The following is a 15,713-nucleotide window of genomic DNA, read 5'->3' on the forward strand; positions in this document are numbered from 1 at the left end:
TCGTGAGACAGTTCGGTCCCTATCTGCCGTGGGTGCAGGAGTTCTGAGAGGATCTGTCCCTAGTACGAGAGGACCGGGATGGACGGACCTCTGGTGGACCTGTTGTGGCGCCAGCCGCAGTGCAGGGTAGCTATGTCCGGTCGGGATAACCGCTGAAGGCATCTAAGCGGGAAACCCCCCTTGAAACGAGAACTCCCTCGAGAGCCGTGGAAGACGACCACGTGGATAGGCTGGATGTGCAAGCGCGGCAACGCGCTGAGCTGACCAGTACTAATCGCTCGATCGGCTTGATCGCTCTCATGATCCGTGTCCGGATCAAACACCAACCACAACACGATGAAGACGCACCCGGCAGCCCCAGCGGCTGCCACACACAAAAGATGCTTGCCGCACGCGACGTGCTTGGCCGGTCTGGTGGTCAGAGCGGGGTGATCAGAACCCGATCCCATCTCGAACTCGGCCGTTAACCGCCCCAGCGCCTATGGTACTGTGTCTCAAGACACGGGAGAGTCGGTCACCGCCAGACCTGCCAAGCACGCACACCTTCCCTCCTCACGACACTCAGATCACACCCTGGCGCGGGGTGGAGCAGCCCGGTAGCTCGTCAGGCTCATAACCTGAAGGTCACAGGTTCAAATCCTGTCCCCGCAACCAACCACATGAACAAGCCCGTCAGCGAAAGCTGGCGGGCTTGTTCGCGTTGAGGCCGGCGTCACCCCTGGACGAGTGCGATCTCTCGCTTACGTGCCAGGGTCCGCATCACGGAGGGGCGTGCCCCTGATCCGCTCGACGTAGGAGGGGAGAGCGGGCCACAGGTCGAGCACGATCGAGAAAGCCGGTACCTTGGCGAGCGCGTGTTGCATCATGCGCAGGCCGTCGCGAGCCACCTGGACGCGATCCGCCGGGAGGCGCGCGCGTCGCGCAGCGAGGAGGCCGGATCGCTGCGCCTCGCCGCTTTCCTGAGCGTCTTCGCGACGGTGCTGCCGCCGCTCCTGCGGCGGTTCCGGACCCGCCATCCCGAGGTCGCGCTGGTGGCGCTCGAAGCCGACGATCGCGAGGTGGAAACGTGGTTGGCCGAAGGGGCGGTCGATCTCGGCGTCGTTCTCAACCCGGCGGCCGACAGCGACGCGATCTTGCTCGGGCAGGATGCCTGGATCGCGCTGCTGCCTGCCGCCCACCCGCTCGCGCGGCACCGTGAGGTGACGCTCGATCGCCTTGCCTCCGAGCCGTTCGTGCTCGCGACCGGAGGGTGCCATCTTCATGCCGGAGCGCTGATGCGCGCCGCCGGCCTGTCGCTCGCCGACATCCGTATCGAGGTCCGCGACTGGGCCAGCGCCGTCGCGCTGGTGCGGGAGGGCATCGGCGTCGGCATCGTCCCGGAATCGACGCTGCCCGAGAGCCGGAAGGGGCTGAAGACCGTCGCCTTGGCGCCCGCGATCTCGCGGCGTTTCGGGCTCCGGGCGTCATTCACCCGGAGCCCGTCGCGCGCCGCGACGCTGTTTCTCGATCTCGCGCGTCAGGCGTGAGTGACGGCCGCCGAGGTGTCGGCCTTCTTCTCCGGCCGGATCCGGTACCAGCCGACATAGAGCGCCGGCAGGAAGAACAGGGTCAGGAAGGTCGCCGCGATGATGCCGCCGATCATCGCGTAGGCCATCGGCCCCCAAAAGACCTCGCGGGCGATCGGCACCATGCCGAGGCTCGCGGCGGCGGCGGTGAGCAGGATCGGGCGCATGCGGTGGCAGGTCGCCTCCACCACCGCGTCCCACGGGTTCATCCCGTCCGCCTCGAACTCGTCGATCTGGGTGACGAGGATCACGGCGTTGCGGATGATGATGCCGATCAGCGCCAGGATGCCGAGGATCGCCACGAAGCCCATCGGCGCGCCCGACGGCAGCAGGGCCGCGACGACGCCGATGAGGCCGAGCGGCGCCACGCTCGACACCAGGAAGAGCTTCTGGACGCTCTGGAGCTGCACCATCAGGAAGAACGCCATCACCAGCAGCATCACCGGGACCACCGCGGCGATCGGACCCTGGCCCTTGGCGCTCTCCTCCACCGCGCCGCCGGTCGCGAGGTCGTAGCCGGTGGGAAGCTCCGAGCGGAACTGCGCCATGGCGGGTTCGAGGGCCGAGACGACCGTCGGCGGCTGGGTCGCGTCGGTGATGGCGGCGCGCACCGTGATGGTCGGCATCCGGTCGCGGCGCCAGACGATCGGCTGTTCGAGGTCGTAGTGGATCTTCGCGAAGGCGAGCAGCGGCACCGTCGCGCCGCCGGCGGTCGCCACCTGCAGGCTCTGGAGCGTGTCGACGGAGCGGCGCTCGGGCCCCTGCGCGCGGCCGATCACGTCGACGAGGTAGATCGCGTCGCGGACCTGGGTGATCGTCGTCCCGCCGACGACTCCGTTGAGGATGCCGGCGATGTCCTGCGAGGTCACGCCGAGCTGGCGCGCCTTGTCCTGCAGGATCTCGACCCGCAGCACCTTGCCGGGCTCGTTCCAGTCGAAGGTCGGCAGGCCGACATGCGGGTTCTGCGCCACCACGTTGGCGAGCTTGAGGGCCTGGGCCCGCACCACCTGCAGGTCGGGGCCGCTGATCCGGTACTGGATCGGCCGGCCGACCGGGGGGCCGAGGTCGAGGGGATGGACGAACACGTCGGTGCCGACGAAGTCGCGCCGGGCCAGCTCGTTCAGCCGCGCCATGGTGCGGTCGCGGGCCTCCAGCGACACGGTCTCGATCACGATCTGGCCGAAGAACGCGTTTTGGAGCTGCTGGTCGAGCGGCAGGTAGAAGCGGATCGCGCCCTCGCCGACATAGGAGCTCCAGCGCTTGATCTCGGGGTCGCCCTTCAGGGCGGCCTCGAACGTGTCCATCTGCGCCTTCGTCTCGGCAATGCTCGCGTTCTGCGGCAGGGTCAGGTCGACCAGCACCTCGGGCCGGTCGGAGGAGGGGAAGAACTGCTGCTGCACGTGGCCCATGCCGACGATGGCGGCGCCCAGCATCCCGACGCAGACGGCCACGGTGATCCAGCGGAAGCGCATCGCCGGCAGCAGCAGCGCCCGGAAGGCGCTGAGGAGCCGGCTCGGCTTGTCGTGGTGGCCCTTCATGGTCTTCGGCAGGATCTTCACGCCGATGAGCGGCGCGAACAAGACCGCCACGACCCAGGAGACCAGGAGCGAGGCCGCGATCACCACGAACAGCGAATAGGTGTATTCGCCCGCCGCCGAGCCGTTGAAGCCGATCGGCAGGAAGCCCGCGACGGTGACGAGCGTGCCGGTGAGCATCGGGAAGGCGGTCGAGGTATAGGCGAAGGTTGCCGCCTTGTGCAGGCTGTCGCCGGCCTCCAGCCGCGCCACCATCATCTCGACGGTGATCATCGCGTCGTCGACGAGGAGGCCCAGCGCGATGATGAGGGCGCCGAGCGAGATGCGCTGCAGCGTGACCCCCATCACGTCCATGACGACGAACACGATGGCGAGCACCAGCGGGATCGAGAACGAGACGACGAGGCCGGCCCGCACCCCGAGACTCAGGAACGACACGACGAGCACGATCACCACCGCCTCGACGAGGGCCTTGGTGAAGCCGCCGACCGCCTCCTCGACGATGCGCGGCTGGTCCGAGACGAGGTGGATGCCCACCCCCACCGGCAGCTCGGCCTCGACCTGGCGCATCCGCGTCTTCAGGGCCTCGCCGAATTCGAGCAGGTTGCCGCTCTGCTGCATGGCGATGGCGAGCCCGATCGCCGGCTTGCCGTTGTAGCGGAAGAGCGACTTGGGCGGGTCGGCGTAGCCGCGCTCGATCTCGGCGACGTCCGAGAGGCGGAAGAAGCGGTCGTTGACCCGCAGGTTGATGGCCTTCAGGCTGTTCTCGTCGGTGAACTGGCCGCCGACGCGGACCGAGACCCGCTCCGGCCCGGCCTGGATCACGCCGGACGGCGCCACCGCGTTCTGGGCCTGCAGGCTCTTGATCAGCGACTGCACGTCGACGCCGAGGCCGGCGAGCTTGCGGGTCGAGAAGTCGAGGGAGATCACCTCGTCCTGGGCGCCGACGATCTGGGTCTTGCCGATGCTCGGGACCTTGATGATGCGAGTGCGGACCGTCTCGACGTAGTCGCGCAACTGGCGCATCGACAGCCCGTCGGCCGTGAAGGCGTAGACGTTGCCGAACACGTCGCCGAACTCGTCGTTGAAGAACGGGCCCTGCATGCCTTGCGGGAAGGTGCCCTTGATGTCGCCGAGCCGCTTGCGCACCTGGTAGAACAGCCACGGGATCGTCTTCGGCGGCGTCGTCTCGCGCAGGTTGACGAACACCGTCGCCTGGCCGGGCGTGGTGTAGCTCTTGGTGTAGTCGACCGCGTTGATCTGCTGCAGCTCCTTCTCGATCCGGTCGGTGACCTGGTCGAGGGTGTCCGCGATGGTGGCGCCGGGCCAGCTCGCCTGCACCACCATGGTCTTGATCGCGAAGGCCGGGTCTTCCTCGCGGCCGAGCTTGCGATAGGACATCGCGCCGGCGACGACCGCCACGACCATCAGGAACCAGACGAAGGAGCGGTGCGACAGCGCCCATTCGGAGAGGTTGAACGACTTCATCGGGCGCGGCCTCGCGCTGGAACGGAGTGAACTTGCGGGCCGCGTCGGGCCGCGCGTCGAAGAATTCAGAGCCCGGAGGCGGCGAGGCGCACCGCTTGGCCGTCCTTGAGGCTGTGGACGCCCGCCGTCACGACGGTCTCGCCAGCCTTCAGGCCGTCGGTGAGCGTCACCGCGTCGTCGTCGCGCGCGACCACCGCGACCTCGCGGCGCGACACGGTCTTGCCGTCGGTCGACACCACCCAGACGCTGGTGCGGGTCCCGTCCTCGAGGAGCGCGGTGACCGGCAGGGTGATGCGCGGCGGTGTGGTGCGCTCGAGCGCGACCGTGATGGTGGTGCCGAGCCGGAAGGCCTCGGGCGGGTCGACGAGGGTCATGCGCACCCGGCGCGTCCGGGTCGCCGGGTCGGCGAGCGGCCCGATCTCGCGCACCTTGCCGGTGGCGGTGATGCCCGGGGCCGCTTGCAGCGTCACCGTGAAGGCGGTGCCGGCCTTGATGCCGGCCATCAGACCGTCCGGGATGTCGACCACCGCCTCGCGGATGTCGGGGCGGGCCACCGTCACCACGGCCTGGCCGGCGCTCACCACCTGGCCGATCTCGGCGTTCCAGGCGGTCACCACCCCGTCGACATCGGCCTTCAGGGTGGCGTAGCCGAGCTCGTCGGTCGCCTTCTGCAGGGCAGCCTTGGCCTGGGCGAGACGTGCCGCCGCGGTGTCGCGGCCCGCCACCGCGCTGTCGAGGGCGGCTTGCGTGACGTTGCCGCCCTCGAACAGGGTGCGCTGGCGCGTCTCGACGGCGCTGGTATTGGCGAGCTGCGCCTCGGCGTCGGTGACGTCGGCCCGCGCCCGGGTGACGGCGAATTGCAGCACCGTGGGATCGAGGGCGGCGAGCCGCGCGCCCTTCGGCACGAGGTCGCCGACATAGACGTCGCGGGCGACCATCCGGCCCGGCACGCGGAATCCGGCTTGCGTCTGGTAGCGCGGCTCGACCGTGCCGGCGAACGGGCCGAAGGTCTCGGCGGTGCGAATCTCGACCTTGGTGGTGAGGACCGGGCGCACGGGGGGCGGCGCTTCGGCCTCCTTCGCCTGGCAGCCCGCCAGGACGACGAGGACGGCGAGGGCGGGGACGTGCTTCATGGGGCGTCCCCCCCGACCACGGCCACCTTCTGGCCGGGGCGCAGGAGCTGGATGCCGGCCACCACCACCCGCTCGCCCGGCGCGACGCCGTCCGCCAGCACGATGGCCGAGCCGGCATAGCGCTCGATCGCGACGGTCTTGGGCGCCACGGTGCCGCGTCCCGGATCGAGCACCCAGACCGCCGGCTTGTCCTGCCAGCGAAACAGCGCGCTCCAGGGCAGGCTCACCGAGGGCTTGGCGCGGAAGCGGCCGAGGCCCGCCACCGTGGCGCCGAGCGACATCTCCGGCGGCACCTTGGTGAGACCGATCTTCACCCGCACGCCGCCGGAGGACGGATCGACCGCCGGCGAGATTTCCCGCACCGTGCCGGTGGTGCGCACCCTTGGATCCGACAGGAGGATGATCTCGACGGTCTTGCCCTCCGGGGGCTCGGCGAGCAGCGTCTCGGAGACGACGAACACCGCGTCCCGCGGCCCGTCCTGGGCCAGGGTGAACACGGTCTGGCCCGATTGCACGACCTGGCCGGCCTCGGCGTTGCGCGCCGTGATGATGCCGGCGACCCCGGTCTTCAGCTCGGTGTAGGAGAATTGCTCGCGGGCATTGCCCAAAGCCGCCTTGGCCGATTCGACCGAGGCCTGGGTGGTGCGCAGGGTCTGCTCGGCCTGGTCGTAGGCGGTGCGGGTGGTGTAGCCGCTGCGCATCAGCGATTGCTGGCGCTCGAAGCTCACCTTCGCCTGGGTCAGCAGGGCCTCGGCCGAGGCGAGGGCGGCCTGCGCGGTGTCGACGTTGACCTGCTGCTCCTGCGGCTCGAGCCGGGCCAGCACCTGGTCGGCGGTGACGTGCTCGCCGACCTCGACCAGGCGCTCCTGGATCTTCCCGCTGACCCGGAACGCGATGTTGCTCAGGAACTTGGCCTGGACGTCGCCGGTCAGCACGACCTGCTCGGCGACCGGCACGAGCGCGGCGGTGACCACCCGGACCTGAGCCAGCGAAGGATCTGCCGCGGCGGATGGCTTCGCCGCCTCGTCCTTGGCCGGGAAGGGCGCCTCGGCGAGCGCCGGGCTCGCGAGGAGCAGGGCAGCCAGGCAGGCGGCGCTCCACGGGATCGGGGTGGGTCTCATGAGGGTCGCGCGCACCGATCGGGCCTGCAGTGACGATAGCGTAGAGGAAGGACCTGTGAAAACACCGTGAAGGAGCGGCCGCGAGGGGGCGGATGCGGCCGCTCCTTCCAGATGCGGGCGTTCTCCTTCGGAGAGCATCCCGCATCTGTGGGGACGCCCCGGCGCTGCGCCGGGGCGAACCGGGGAAAGGCGTGTCGCGTCAGAGCTGGCCCGGCGCGGAGAGGCAGGTGGCGCAGGACGCCGCCGGCTCGGGCCGGGTCCAGGCCAGCAGGCCGGCCCAGCCGGCGAGCGCGAAGAGCACCAGCGCGACTGCCGAAAGCGGCACCTGCCGCGGCAGCAGCGGGCGGGCGGTCTCCACCGGCGGCGCGTGCAGGGCGAGGCCGTTCGGCAGGCGGGTGAACCCGGGCCGGCGCGGCGCGGTTTGGTGGGACAGGCACATCACCGTGCGGGCCATGGCGCGCTCCTTGAAGGCGACGCCTGCTTCGTACTAATAACTGACCAGGCAGTCAATAAGGTGCGAGATGGCAGTGGCAGGACAGCGCCGGCGGCGCAAGGAGGAGCGGCCCGGCGAGATCGTGGAGGCGGCGTTCGAGGAATTCGCCCGCGCCGGCTTCGCCGCGACCAAGCTCGACGACGTGGCGGCCCGCGCCGGGATCACCAAGGGCACGATCTACCTGTACTTCCCGAGCAAGGAGGACTTGTTTCTGGCGACGGTGCGGGAGATGAACCGGCCGGTGCAGGAGAACCTGGTGGCCCTCGCGGACGCCCCGCAGGGCTCCGCGATGGCGATCCTGCGCAGTCATTTCGCCTTCGTGTACACGCACATGGTCGAGGATCGGCGCGCCCGCGAGATCATGCGGATGCTGCTCGCCGAGGTGAGCCGCTTCCCCGACCTCGCCGACCGCTGGCGCGCCGAGGTGATCGGCCCGGCGGTGGACAACCTGCGCCGCGTGGTGCGCTACGGGATCGAGCGGGGCGAGTTCCGGCCCACGGCGGCCGAGGAGTTTCCGCACCTGCTCTTCGCGCCCGTCATCATGGCCTGCACCTGGCGGCTGATGTTCGGCGACGACCATGCGCTCGACGGTGCGGCGTATCTGGCCGGGCACCTGGATCTGATGGAGCGGGGGCTGGCGCGGGGGGAGGGGAGTGGGGGATGAGTGTGGGACACCCATACCATCCATCTCAGCAGCCGAATCGTTCATCGGCCGCACAATTACTGAAATAATTCTTTCTAACTTATCTATGCAATTTACGTATAAAGAAATTTATCGAGATTATATTATTTGAAGATGGTCGACGACACGATACGTCGACGATAAATCTCTACGTCATCCCGGGGCTCGCCGTCAGGCGAGTGCCCGGGATCCATAACCGCCGACGCTTCAGGACCTGTCGGAACGCAGACCGCCTCTTTCGGCAACGTCGGCGGTTATGGATCCCGGGTTCCGCTGCGCGGCCCCGGGATGACACGGAGGGTTTCAGGTCCGTCCGCTCAAGCGAAGAGACTCTCCCTCACTCCGCTGCCGTCGCCATCGCCGCCTCCGGATTGCGGAACCGGGCGAGCAACGCCGCCTCCTCCGCCTGCACCGTCGCCAGGTTCTTCGCCTTCACCGGGCCGTAGCCGCGGATGCGCTGGGGCAGGCCGGCGAGGCCGACCGCCGCGGCGTGGTTCGCCGGCGTGAGGTCGCGGGCGATCTCGGCCAGCCTCGCCTCGAAGTCCTGCACCAGGCGCCGCTCCTCGCGCCGCTCCTGGGTGTAGCCGAACGGATCGAGGGCGGTCCCACGGAGTGACTTCATCCGGGCGAGGATCCCGAACGCCTTCATCATCCACGGCCCGAAGGTCATCTTGCGCGGGCGGCCGGTCGCCGGGTCGCGGCGGGTGAGCAGCGGCGGCGCGAGATGGAACTCGTAGCGGAGGTTCTCGCCCTCGAAGGTGCGCTGAACTTGAGCCTGGAAGCTGCCATCGGTGTAGAGCCGGGCGACCTCGTACTCGTCCTTGTAGGCCATCAGCCGGAACAGCGAGCGGGCGGCGGCGTCCGTCAGGGCCGACTGGCCGGGCACGAGTGCCGCCTCCCGCCCCCGCAAGGCCGAAACGGCCCTCTCGTAGCGCGCGGCGTAAGCGGCGTCCTGGTAGGCGGTGAGGAACGCGACGCGCTTGGCGATCACCCCGTCGAGGTCCGGCGCCAGATCCGGGGCCGGGGCCTCGACCGCCCGCATCGTCTCAGGGGAGGCTGCGGCGCGGCGGCCCCAGGCGAAGGCCGCGAGGTTCATCGCCACCGCCTCGCGGTTGAGCTCGATCGCCTTCAACAGAGCGGCCCGGGACAGCGGCACGCGCCCGCGCTGCCAGGCATAGCCCAGCATGAACATGTTGGCGGCGAGCGCATTGCCGAGCACCGAGACCGCGAGGCTCGTGGCGTCGGTGAAGTCGGCGTGCTCCGCGCCCGCCGCCTCCCGGATCGCCCGCTTGATGCGCTCGGCCGGCAGGGAGAAGTCGGGCCGGCGGGTGAACTCGCCCGGCATCACCTCGGCGGTGTTGACGACGAGATGGGTGCGGCCCTTCGTGATCGCCGACAGCACCTTGCGGTTGCCGCTGACCACGAGGTCGCAGCCGAGCACGAGGTCGGCGGCGCCCGCCCCGACCCGGATGGCGTGGATGTCCTCCTGGCGGTTGGCGAGGCGCACGTGGCTGAACACCGCGCCGCCCTTCTGGGCGAGGCCGGCCATGTCGATCATCCCGAGGCCCTTGCCCTCGAGATGCGCCGCCATGCCGAGGATCGCCCCGATCGTCACCACCCCGGTGCCGCCGACGCCGGTGACGATCAGGTTGTAGGTGCCGGCGATCTCCGGGACGACCGGCTCGGGCAGGCCGGCATCCGGCGCCGCGTCGCTCGCAGCAGGGATTCCGACCGGTGTGCTGCGGGGTTTCGCGCCATGCACCGTCACGAAGGACGGGCAGAAGCCCTTCACGCAGGAAAAGTCCTTGTTGCAGCCCGACTGGTCGATGCGGCGCTTGCGGCCGAACTCGGTCTCGACCGGCTGCACCGCGACGCAGTTCGACTGCACCGAGCAATCGCCGCAGCCCTCGCAGACCAGCTCGTTGATGATCACCCGCTTGTCGGGGTCGGGGAACGCGTTGCGCTTGCGCCGGCGGCGCTTCTCGGAGGCGCAGGTCTGGTCGTAGATCATCACCGAGACGCCCGGCACTCCGGCCAGCTCCCGCTGCACCGCGTCGAGTTCATCGCGGTGGTGGATCGACAGCCCGTGCGGCCATTGAACCGTCGAGGGGTACTTGTCCGGCTCGTCGGTGACGAGGGCGATGCGCTCGACGCCCTCGGCCCGGACCTGCGCGGCGATGCGGTCGACGGTGAGCCCGCCCTCGTGCGGCTGGCCGCCGGTCATCGCGACGGCGTCGTTGAACAGGATCTTGTAGGTGATGGTGGTGCCGGTATCGACCGCCCAGCGGAGCGCCAGCGAGCCCGAGTGGTTGTAGGTGCCGTCGCCGAGATTCTGGAAGACGTGGCCGCGCTTCGAGAAGGCGTTCTCGCCGATCCAGTTCGCGCCCTCGCCGCCCATCTGGGTGAAGCCGTCGGTGCTGCGGTCCATCCACTGCGCCATGTAGTGGCAGCCGATGCCCGCATAGGCCCGCATGCCCTCCGGCACCTTGGTCGAGGAATTGTGCGGGCAGCCGGCGCAGAAATGCGGGATCCGCGCCGCGATGTCGGCGGTGGCGGCCAGCCGCTCCTGCGCGCCCTTCAGCCGCGCGACGCGCCCCGCGAGATCGTCGTTGCGGTGGTAGCGCAGCAGGCGCTCGCCGAGCGCCACCGCGATGTCGTTGGGATCGAGCGCGCCCTTCACCGGGAAGAGCCAGTTCCCCGCCTCGTCGCGCTTGCCGATGCAGACCGGCTGATGCGCTGAGCCGTACAGCTCCTCGCGCAGCTGCACCTCGATCAGCGAGCGCTTCTCCTCCACCACCATCACGAGGTCGAGGCCGTCCGCGAAGTCGGCCAGTTCCCAGCGCGACAGGGGCCACGGGCAGGCGACCTTGTAGAGCCGCAGGCCCATGTCGTTGGCCTTGACCTCGTCGAGGCCGAGGTCGTCCATCGCCTGGCGCACGTCGAGATACGACTTGCCGACGGTGATGATGCCGACCTTCGGCTGGCGTCCGCCCGAGAGCACGATCCGGTTGAGGTTGTTGGCGCGCACGAAGGCCAGCATCGCGTCGCGCTTGAAGTCCTGGAGGCGGGCCTCTTGCTCCAGGATGCCGTCCGGCGTGCGGATGTTGAGCCCGCCCGGCGGCATCAGGAAATCGTCGGGCAAAAGAATCTTCACCCGGTCGAGGCGGGCGTCCACGCTCGCGGTCGATTCGATGTTCTCCTTCACGCACTTGAAGGCGACCCAGGTGCCGCAATAGCGGCTCATCGCGTAGCCGTAGAGGCCGTAATCCAGGATCTCCTGCACGCCCGCCGGGTTCAGGATCGGCGACATGACGTCGACGAAGTGGAACTCCGACTGGTGCGCGACGGTGGAGGATTCCGCCGTGTGGTCGTCGCCCATCAGCGCCAGCACGCCGCCGTGGCGCGCGGTGCCGGCCATGTTGGCGTGGCGAAACACGTCGCCGGAGCGGTCGACGCCGGGGCCCTTGCCGTACCACAGGCCGAACACGCCGTCGTAGCGGCCTTCGCCGCGCATCTCGGCCTGCTGCGCCCCCCAGATCGCGGTCGCGGCCAGCTCCTCGTTGAGGCCGGGCTGAAAGACGATGCCGGCCTGGTCCAGGACCTTCTTGGCGCGGACCAGGTTCTGGTCGAGGCCGCCGATCGGCGAGCCGCGATAGCCGGAGACGAAGCCCGCGGTGTTGAGCCCCGCCGCCCGGTCGCGGGCCTGCTGCATCAGGAGCATCCGGATCACGGCTTGCGTGCCGGTGACGAAGACCTGATCGCGGGAGAGGTCGTACTTGTCGTCGAGGCTGACCGACCGAAGGGACGGGGTGGTCGCGGGCGAGCCCATCGCGTGTTCCTCCTCCTCGCGCGGTGGGGGCCGGTTCCTCCGGCCTCTCGGGACCACGCAGATTACGTCAGGAATGCTGACATTTCCGGCCGGCCCCGTCAACGCGCCCTAGAGGCATTCCAGGCAGCCCTGTCTTGCCGGTTTTCCCCTTTCGCGGCATCACCGCTCACCTCGGCGGGCATCCCGCCCGCGCCAGACCGGAAGCCCCCGCGATGATCCGCCCCGACATCCTCGCCGCGATCGGCGGCACGCCCTTGATCCGCCTCAAGCGCGCCTCGGAGGAGACCGGCTGCACCATCCTGGGCAAGGCCGAGTTCATGAATCCGGGCCAGTCGGTGAAGGACCGCGCCGCCCTGTTCATGGTCGAGGCCGCCGAGCGCGCCGGCACCCTGCGGCCCGGCGGCACCATCGTCGAGGGCACGGCGGGCAACACCGGCATCGGCCTCGCGCTCGTCGGCGCGGCGTGGGGATACCGCACGGTGATCGTGATCCCGGAAACCCAGTCGGCGGAGAAGAAGCAGGCGCTGCGGCTCGCCGGGGCCGATCTCGTCGAGGTGCCGGCGGTGCCGTTTTCCAATCCCAACAACTACGTGAAGGTCGCCGGCCGCCTCGCCGCGCGCCTCGCCGAGACCGAGCCGGGCGGCGCCTTCTTCGCCGACCAGTTCGACAACCTCGCCAACCGCGAGGCCCATATCGCGACGACCGGCCCGGAGATCTGGGAGGCGACCGGGGGCCAGGTCGACGGCTTCATCTGCGCTGCCGGCACCGGCGGCACGCTCGCCGGCACCGCGGCGGCGCTCCGCGCCCGCAAGCCGGGCGTGACGATCGGGCTCGCCGATCCCGACGGCTCGGCGCTCCACCCCTTCTACGCCACCGGCGAGCTGAAGGCCTCGGGAACCTCGATCACCGAAGGCATCGGCCAGGGCCGCATCACCGGCAACCTCGACGGCTTCCGGCCGGACGTCTCCTACGCGATTCCCGATACGGAGGCGCTGCCGCTGGTCTTCGGCCTCTTGGAGGAGGAGGGCCTGTGCCTCGGCGGCTCGTCGGGCATCAACGTGGCGGGGGCGATCCGCCTCGCCCGCCATCTCGGCCCCGGCCACACGATCGTGACGATCCTGTGCGATTACGGCACCCGCTACGCCTCGAAGCTGTTCGACCCGGGCTTCCTGCGCGCCCGCGACCTGCCGGTGCCGCACTGGCTCGCGAGTCCGCGGACGATCGATCCGGGGCTCGTGGCCTGAGCGCATCACGAAAATTTTTCCGAGCCGACACGGCCAAGATTCCCGGCCGGTGTGACCGAGGTGAGACGGCGCAGAGCGGGCGCCGTCGTCGTCCCTCCGTGCCGGTTCGACCTTCGTCGCCGGGCCGCGTGGCGGTTTCGGCGATCCGGCCCGGCGATGACGGCCGGGTTTGAGCCCGCCTGATCCTGGGCACCCGGCCGAACAGCATTCCATAATGCCGGCCGTCCGGCGTCGAATGCCGGCCCGGGAGGCCGCTCCTCCTGCCGACAACTCCGGTTCATCCATCACGCCGGAACTGTATTGCCTGTCCATTTTTATCGGATGAGCCAAGCACAGGCTCGTCATCGACCCTGCCGATCGCGCCGTTAACCACTTGTTAACCAGGATTGGCCAGCTTTTCCCCGTCGCAAGAACAAATACGCCCAGGGGACCTCGTCACCAGGAGGAACAGCAGCATGGCGCCAGCGACCACACTCGCGGAGGCCGAGCGCAAGCTCGTCATCGAGACCCTCATCCGTTGCCGCGGCAACCGGACCCACGCCGCCAAGATGCTCGGCATCTCGGTCCGCACGGTGCGCAACCGGATCGCGGAATACCGGAGGATCGGCGTCTGCCTGCCGATCTACCGCGATGTCGTCTGGTCCGACTGGCCGGAAGGGGATTACTCGCCGGAGGAGGCCGGTCTGCTCACGGCGCCGGTCGAGCTAGGGGTCTGAAGAGGCCTCACCCGGCGCTCGCGCGGCCGGCCGTTCCGCCTCAGGCCGCGCCGTGCACGCTCCCGTCCGCCACCTGCACCAGGTCGGCCCGTTCGCCCAGTTCGCCGAACAGCACCGGATCGGCCCCGGTCATCCAGACCTGGCCGGGCAGGGCTTCGAGCGCGTCGAACAGGCCGGCGCGGCGGCGGGGATCGAGATGGGCCGCGACCTCGTCGAGGAGCACCAGGGGGCTGAGCCCGCTCATCCCGGTAACGAGGCGGGCATGGGCCAGCACCAGGCCGATCAGCAGCGCCTTCTGCTCGCCGGTCGAGGCGGTGGCGGCGGGCACGTCCTTCGGGCCGTGGCGCACCACGAGGTCCGAGGCCTGGGGGCCGGCGAGCGTCCGGCCGGCGGCGCGGTCGCGAAACCGGTTCTGGCGCAGGGTCGCGCGGTAGCGGTCCTCGGCATCGACCGCGGGCCAGACCGCCACGAGGTCGTCGATGTCGCCCTCGAGCCGCACCCCGGCCCAGGGGAAGGGCGAGGCCTCGTCGCGGGTCGACAGGATCAGGCTGTCGAGGCGCTCCACCGTCTCGCGGCGCGCCAGCGCCACCGCGACGGCGAGTTCGGCCACCTCGCGCTCGACGGCGTCGAGCCAGGGGCCGTCGTCGGGCCGCTCCTCCAGCAGGCGGTTGCGCGAGCGGAGCGCCCGCTCCATCGCGCTCACCCGGGCGCCGTGGCCGGCATCGACCGCGAGCACCAGCCGGTCGAGGAAGCGGCGCCGGTCGCCGGCCGGGCCGCGGAACAGCGCGTCGAGGTCGGGGGTGAGCCAGACCACCCGCACCTGCTCGGCGAAGGCGGTGGGGGAGGGGGCGGTGGCCCCGTCGATGCGGCAGAGCCGGCCGCCGCGCTCGTCGCGCCCCCGCGGCGGCTCCCAGGCGGTGCCGATGCGGTGGTCGCCGCTCGGGCCCTCCACCGTCAGGGAGACCGCGAAGCCGCCCGCTCCGCCTTCGCGCGCCATCACGGAAAAATCGGCCCGGCGCAGGCCCCGGCCGGGGGCGAACAGCGACAGGGCCTCCAGGATGTTGGTCTTGCCGGCCCCGTTCTCGCCCACCAGCGCGACGAAGCGGCGGCCGACCGCGAGGTCGAGGTCGGCGTGGTTGCGGAAGTCGCGGGCGATCAGGCGGGTGACGCGCAGGGCGGTGGGCTCGGTCATCCCCGGGCCATATCACAGGTCGGGGCGCGGGCCGGCGAGGGTGCGCGCCTCACGCGTCGTTCTGTGACGTCTCGTAGCGGGCTTGCAGACGGGCGAAGACGGCTTCGGCCGGTTGGTAGTCGCCGCTCTCGACGCCTTCGCGCCATGCCCGGCGGAGGCGCTGGATGTCTGGGGTCGAGTCATCGCCGCTCGGCTGAGAACGATCCCATTCCAGGCCATCGCCGCGAGCAACGGGAGTATCGGCCGACGGAGCGTGGAAGGGAGGCTTCGATGGATCGTCCGGCATTGTCACCCTCCATGTCATCCCGGGGCCGCGCAGCGGAACCCGGGATCCATATCCGCTGACGCTTCAGGAAGCAGCGGAACGCAGACCACGTCGTTCTGCACCGTCAACGGTTATGGATCCCGGGTTCCGCTGTCGCGGCCCCGGGATGTTGGGGTGGACGGCCCCCGCCGGCATCATAAGTGCCAGGTTGAGGTCGTCTGACACCCAACCGAGGAGACCGTCCGTGACGCAGATTAGCATCATCGGCCTGGACATCGCCAAGTCCGTCTTCCAGTTCGAGGCCCAGGACGCGCAGGGCGCCGTGGTGAGCACCGAACGCGTCTCGCGCGACAAGCTGCTGCCGGCGCTCAAGAAGATCCCCGCCACCATCGTGGCGATGGAGGCCTGCGCCACCGCCCATCACTGGGCGCGCCAGATCCGGGCTCTGGG

At 70.0% G+C, this 15,713-nt stretch carries 10 protein-coding genes, 1 tRNA gene, 2 rRNA genes and 2 pseudogenes; 8 read left to right on the forward strand and 7 right to left on the reverse strand.

From position 1 onward, the window contains the following. The 4 genes from BM430_RS33255 to BM430_RS33270 form a co-directional block, all read left to right on the forward strand. A 23S ribosomal RNA gene (locus BM430_RS33255) occupies positions 1-295 on the forward strand; the annotation flags it as partial. Between the two features lie 115 nt (positions 296-410). Continuing rightward, a 5S ribosomal RNA gene (gene rrf, locus BM430_RS33260) occupies positions 411-526 on the forward strand. Between the two features lie 51 nt (positions 527-577). Next, positions 578-654: transfer RNA gene (locus BM430_RS33265), tRNA-Met, on the forward strand. Between the two features lie 203 nt (positions 655-857). Further along, positions 858-1,526 (forward strand): LysR family transcriptional regulator substrate-binding protein, encoded by a 669-nt coding sequence (locus tag BM430_RS33270; RefSeq protein WP_177303257.1) that lies wholly within the window; start codon positions 858-860, stop codon positions 1,524-1,526. Here the strand turns inward: BM430_RS33270 and BM430_RS33275 are convergent. The 4 genes from BM430_RS33275 to BM430_RS33290 form a co-directional block, all read right to left on the reverse strand. Beyond that, positions 1,517-4,588: an efflux RND transporter permease subunit gene (locus BM430_RS33275; RefSeq protein ID WP_093571453.1), complete on the reverse strand. Its 3,072-nt coding sequence runs from the start codon at positions 4,586-4,588 to the stop codon at positions 1,517-1,519. The two genes, BM430_RS33270 and BM430_RS33275, sit on opposite strands and share 10 nt — an antisense overlap. Before the next feature lie 65 nt (positions 4,589-4,653). Next, complete coding sequence (locus BM430_RS33280; protein ID WP_093571454.1) at positions 4,654-5,721, reverse strand: efflux RND transporter periplasmic adaptor subunit; 1,068 nt, start codon at positions 5,719-5,721, stop codon at positions 4,654-4,656. Further along, positions 5,718-6,842, reverse strand: a complete 1,125-nt coding sequence (locus BM430_RS33285) for an efflux RND transporter periplasmic adaptor subunit (protein WP_093571461.1) — start codon at positions 6,840-6,842, stop codon at positions 5,718-5,720. Before BM430_RS33285 ends, BM430_RS33280 begins: the two co-directional genes overlap by 4 nt. A 199-nt stretch (positions 6,843-7,041) precedes the next feature. Beyond that, positions 7,042-7,296: a hypothetical protein gene (locus tag BM430_RS33290; RefSeq protein WP_093571455.1), complete on the reverse strand. Its 255-nt coding sequence runs from the start codon at positions 7,294-7,296 to the stop codon at positions 7,042-7,044. A gap of 67 nt (positions 7,297-7,363) precedes the next feature. Here BM430_RS33290 and BM430_RS33295 point away from each other — a divergent pair, with 67 nt between their 5' ends. Further along, entirely contained in the window at positions 7,364-7,999 is a 636-nt protein-coding gene (locus tag BM430_RS33295) for a TetR/AcrR family transcriptional regulator (RefSeq protein WP_093571456.1), read from the forward strand. Positions 8,000-8,354: 355 nt separating this feature from the next. Here the strand turns inward: BM430_RS33295 and BM430_RS33300 are convergent, their stop codons facing one another. Beyond that, complete coding sequence (locus BM430_RS33300) at positions 8,355-11,846, reverse strand: indolepyruvate ferredoxin oxidoreductase family protein (RefSeq protein WP_093571457.1); 3,492 nt, start codon at positions 11,844-11,846, stop codon at positions 8,355-8,357. A gap of 212 nt (positions 11,847-12,058) precedes the next feature. Between BM430_RS33300 and BM430_RS33305 the strand changes: the two genes are divergently transcribed. Continuing rightward, positions 12,059-13,090, forward strand: coding sequence for a cysteine synthase A (locus BM430_RS33305; protein WP_093571458.1), 1,032 nt, complete (start codon positions 12,059-12,061; stop codon positions 13,088-13,090). Positions 13,091-13,560: 470 nt separating this feature from the next. Next, positions 13,561-13,806: pseudogene (locus tag BM430_RS33310) on the forward strand (helix-turn-helix domain-containing protein); the annotation flags it as partial. A 40-nt stretch (positions 13,807-13,846) separates the two neighbouring features. Here BM430_RS33310 and recF read toward each other — a convergent pair. Then, a complete protein-coding gene (recF, locus tag BM430_RS33315; RefSeq protein WP_093571460.1) occupies positions 13,847-14,998 on the reverse strand; it encodes a DNA replication/repair protein RecF in 1,152 nt (383 codons plus the stop codon). 49 nt (positions 14,999-15,047) lie between these two features. Then, on the reverse strand, positions 15,048-15,284 hold the full coding sequence (locus BM430_RS34440) for a hypothetical protein (RefSeq protein ID WP_143132214.1): 237 nt from the start codon (positions 15,282-15,284) through the stop codon (positions 15,048-15,050). 223 nt (positions 15,285-15,507) lie between these two features. Here BM430_RS34440 and BM430_RS33320 point away from each other — a divergent pair. After that, positions 15,508-15,713 (forward strand): annotated as a pseudogene (locus tag BM430_RS33320) (IS110 family transposase); the annotation flags it as partial.

The organism is Methylobacterium sp. 174MFSha1.1 (genome assembly GCF_900116815.1).
Lineage (GTDB): Bacteria > Pseudomonadota > Alphaproteobacteria > Rhizobiales > Beijerinckiaceae > Methylobacterium.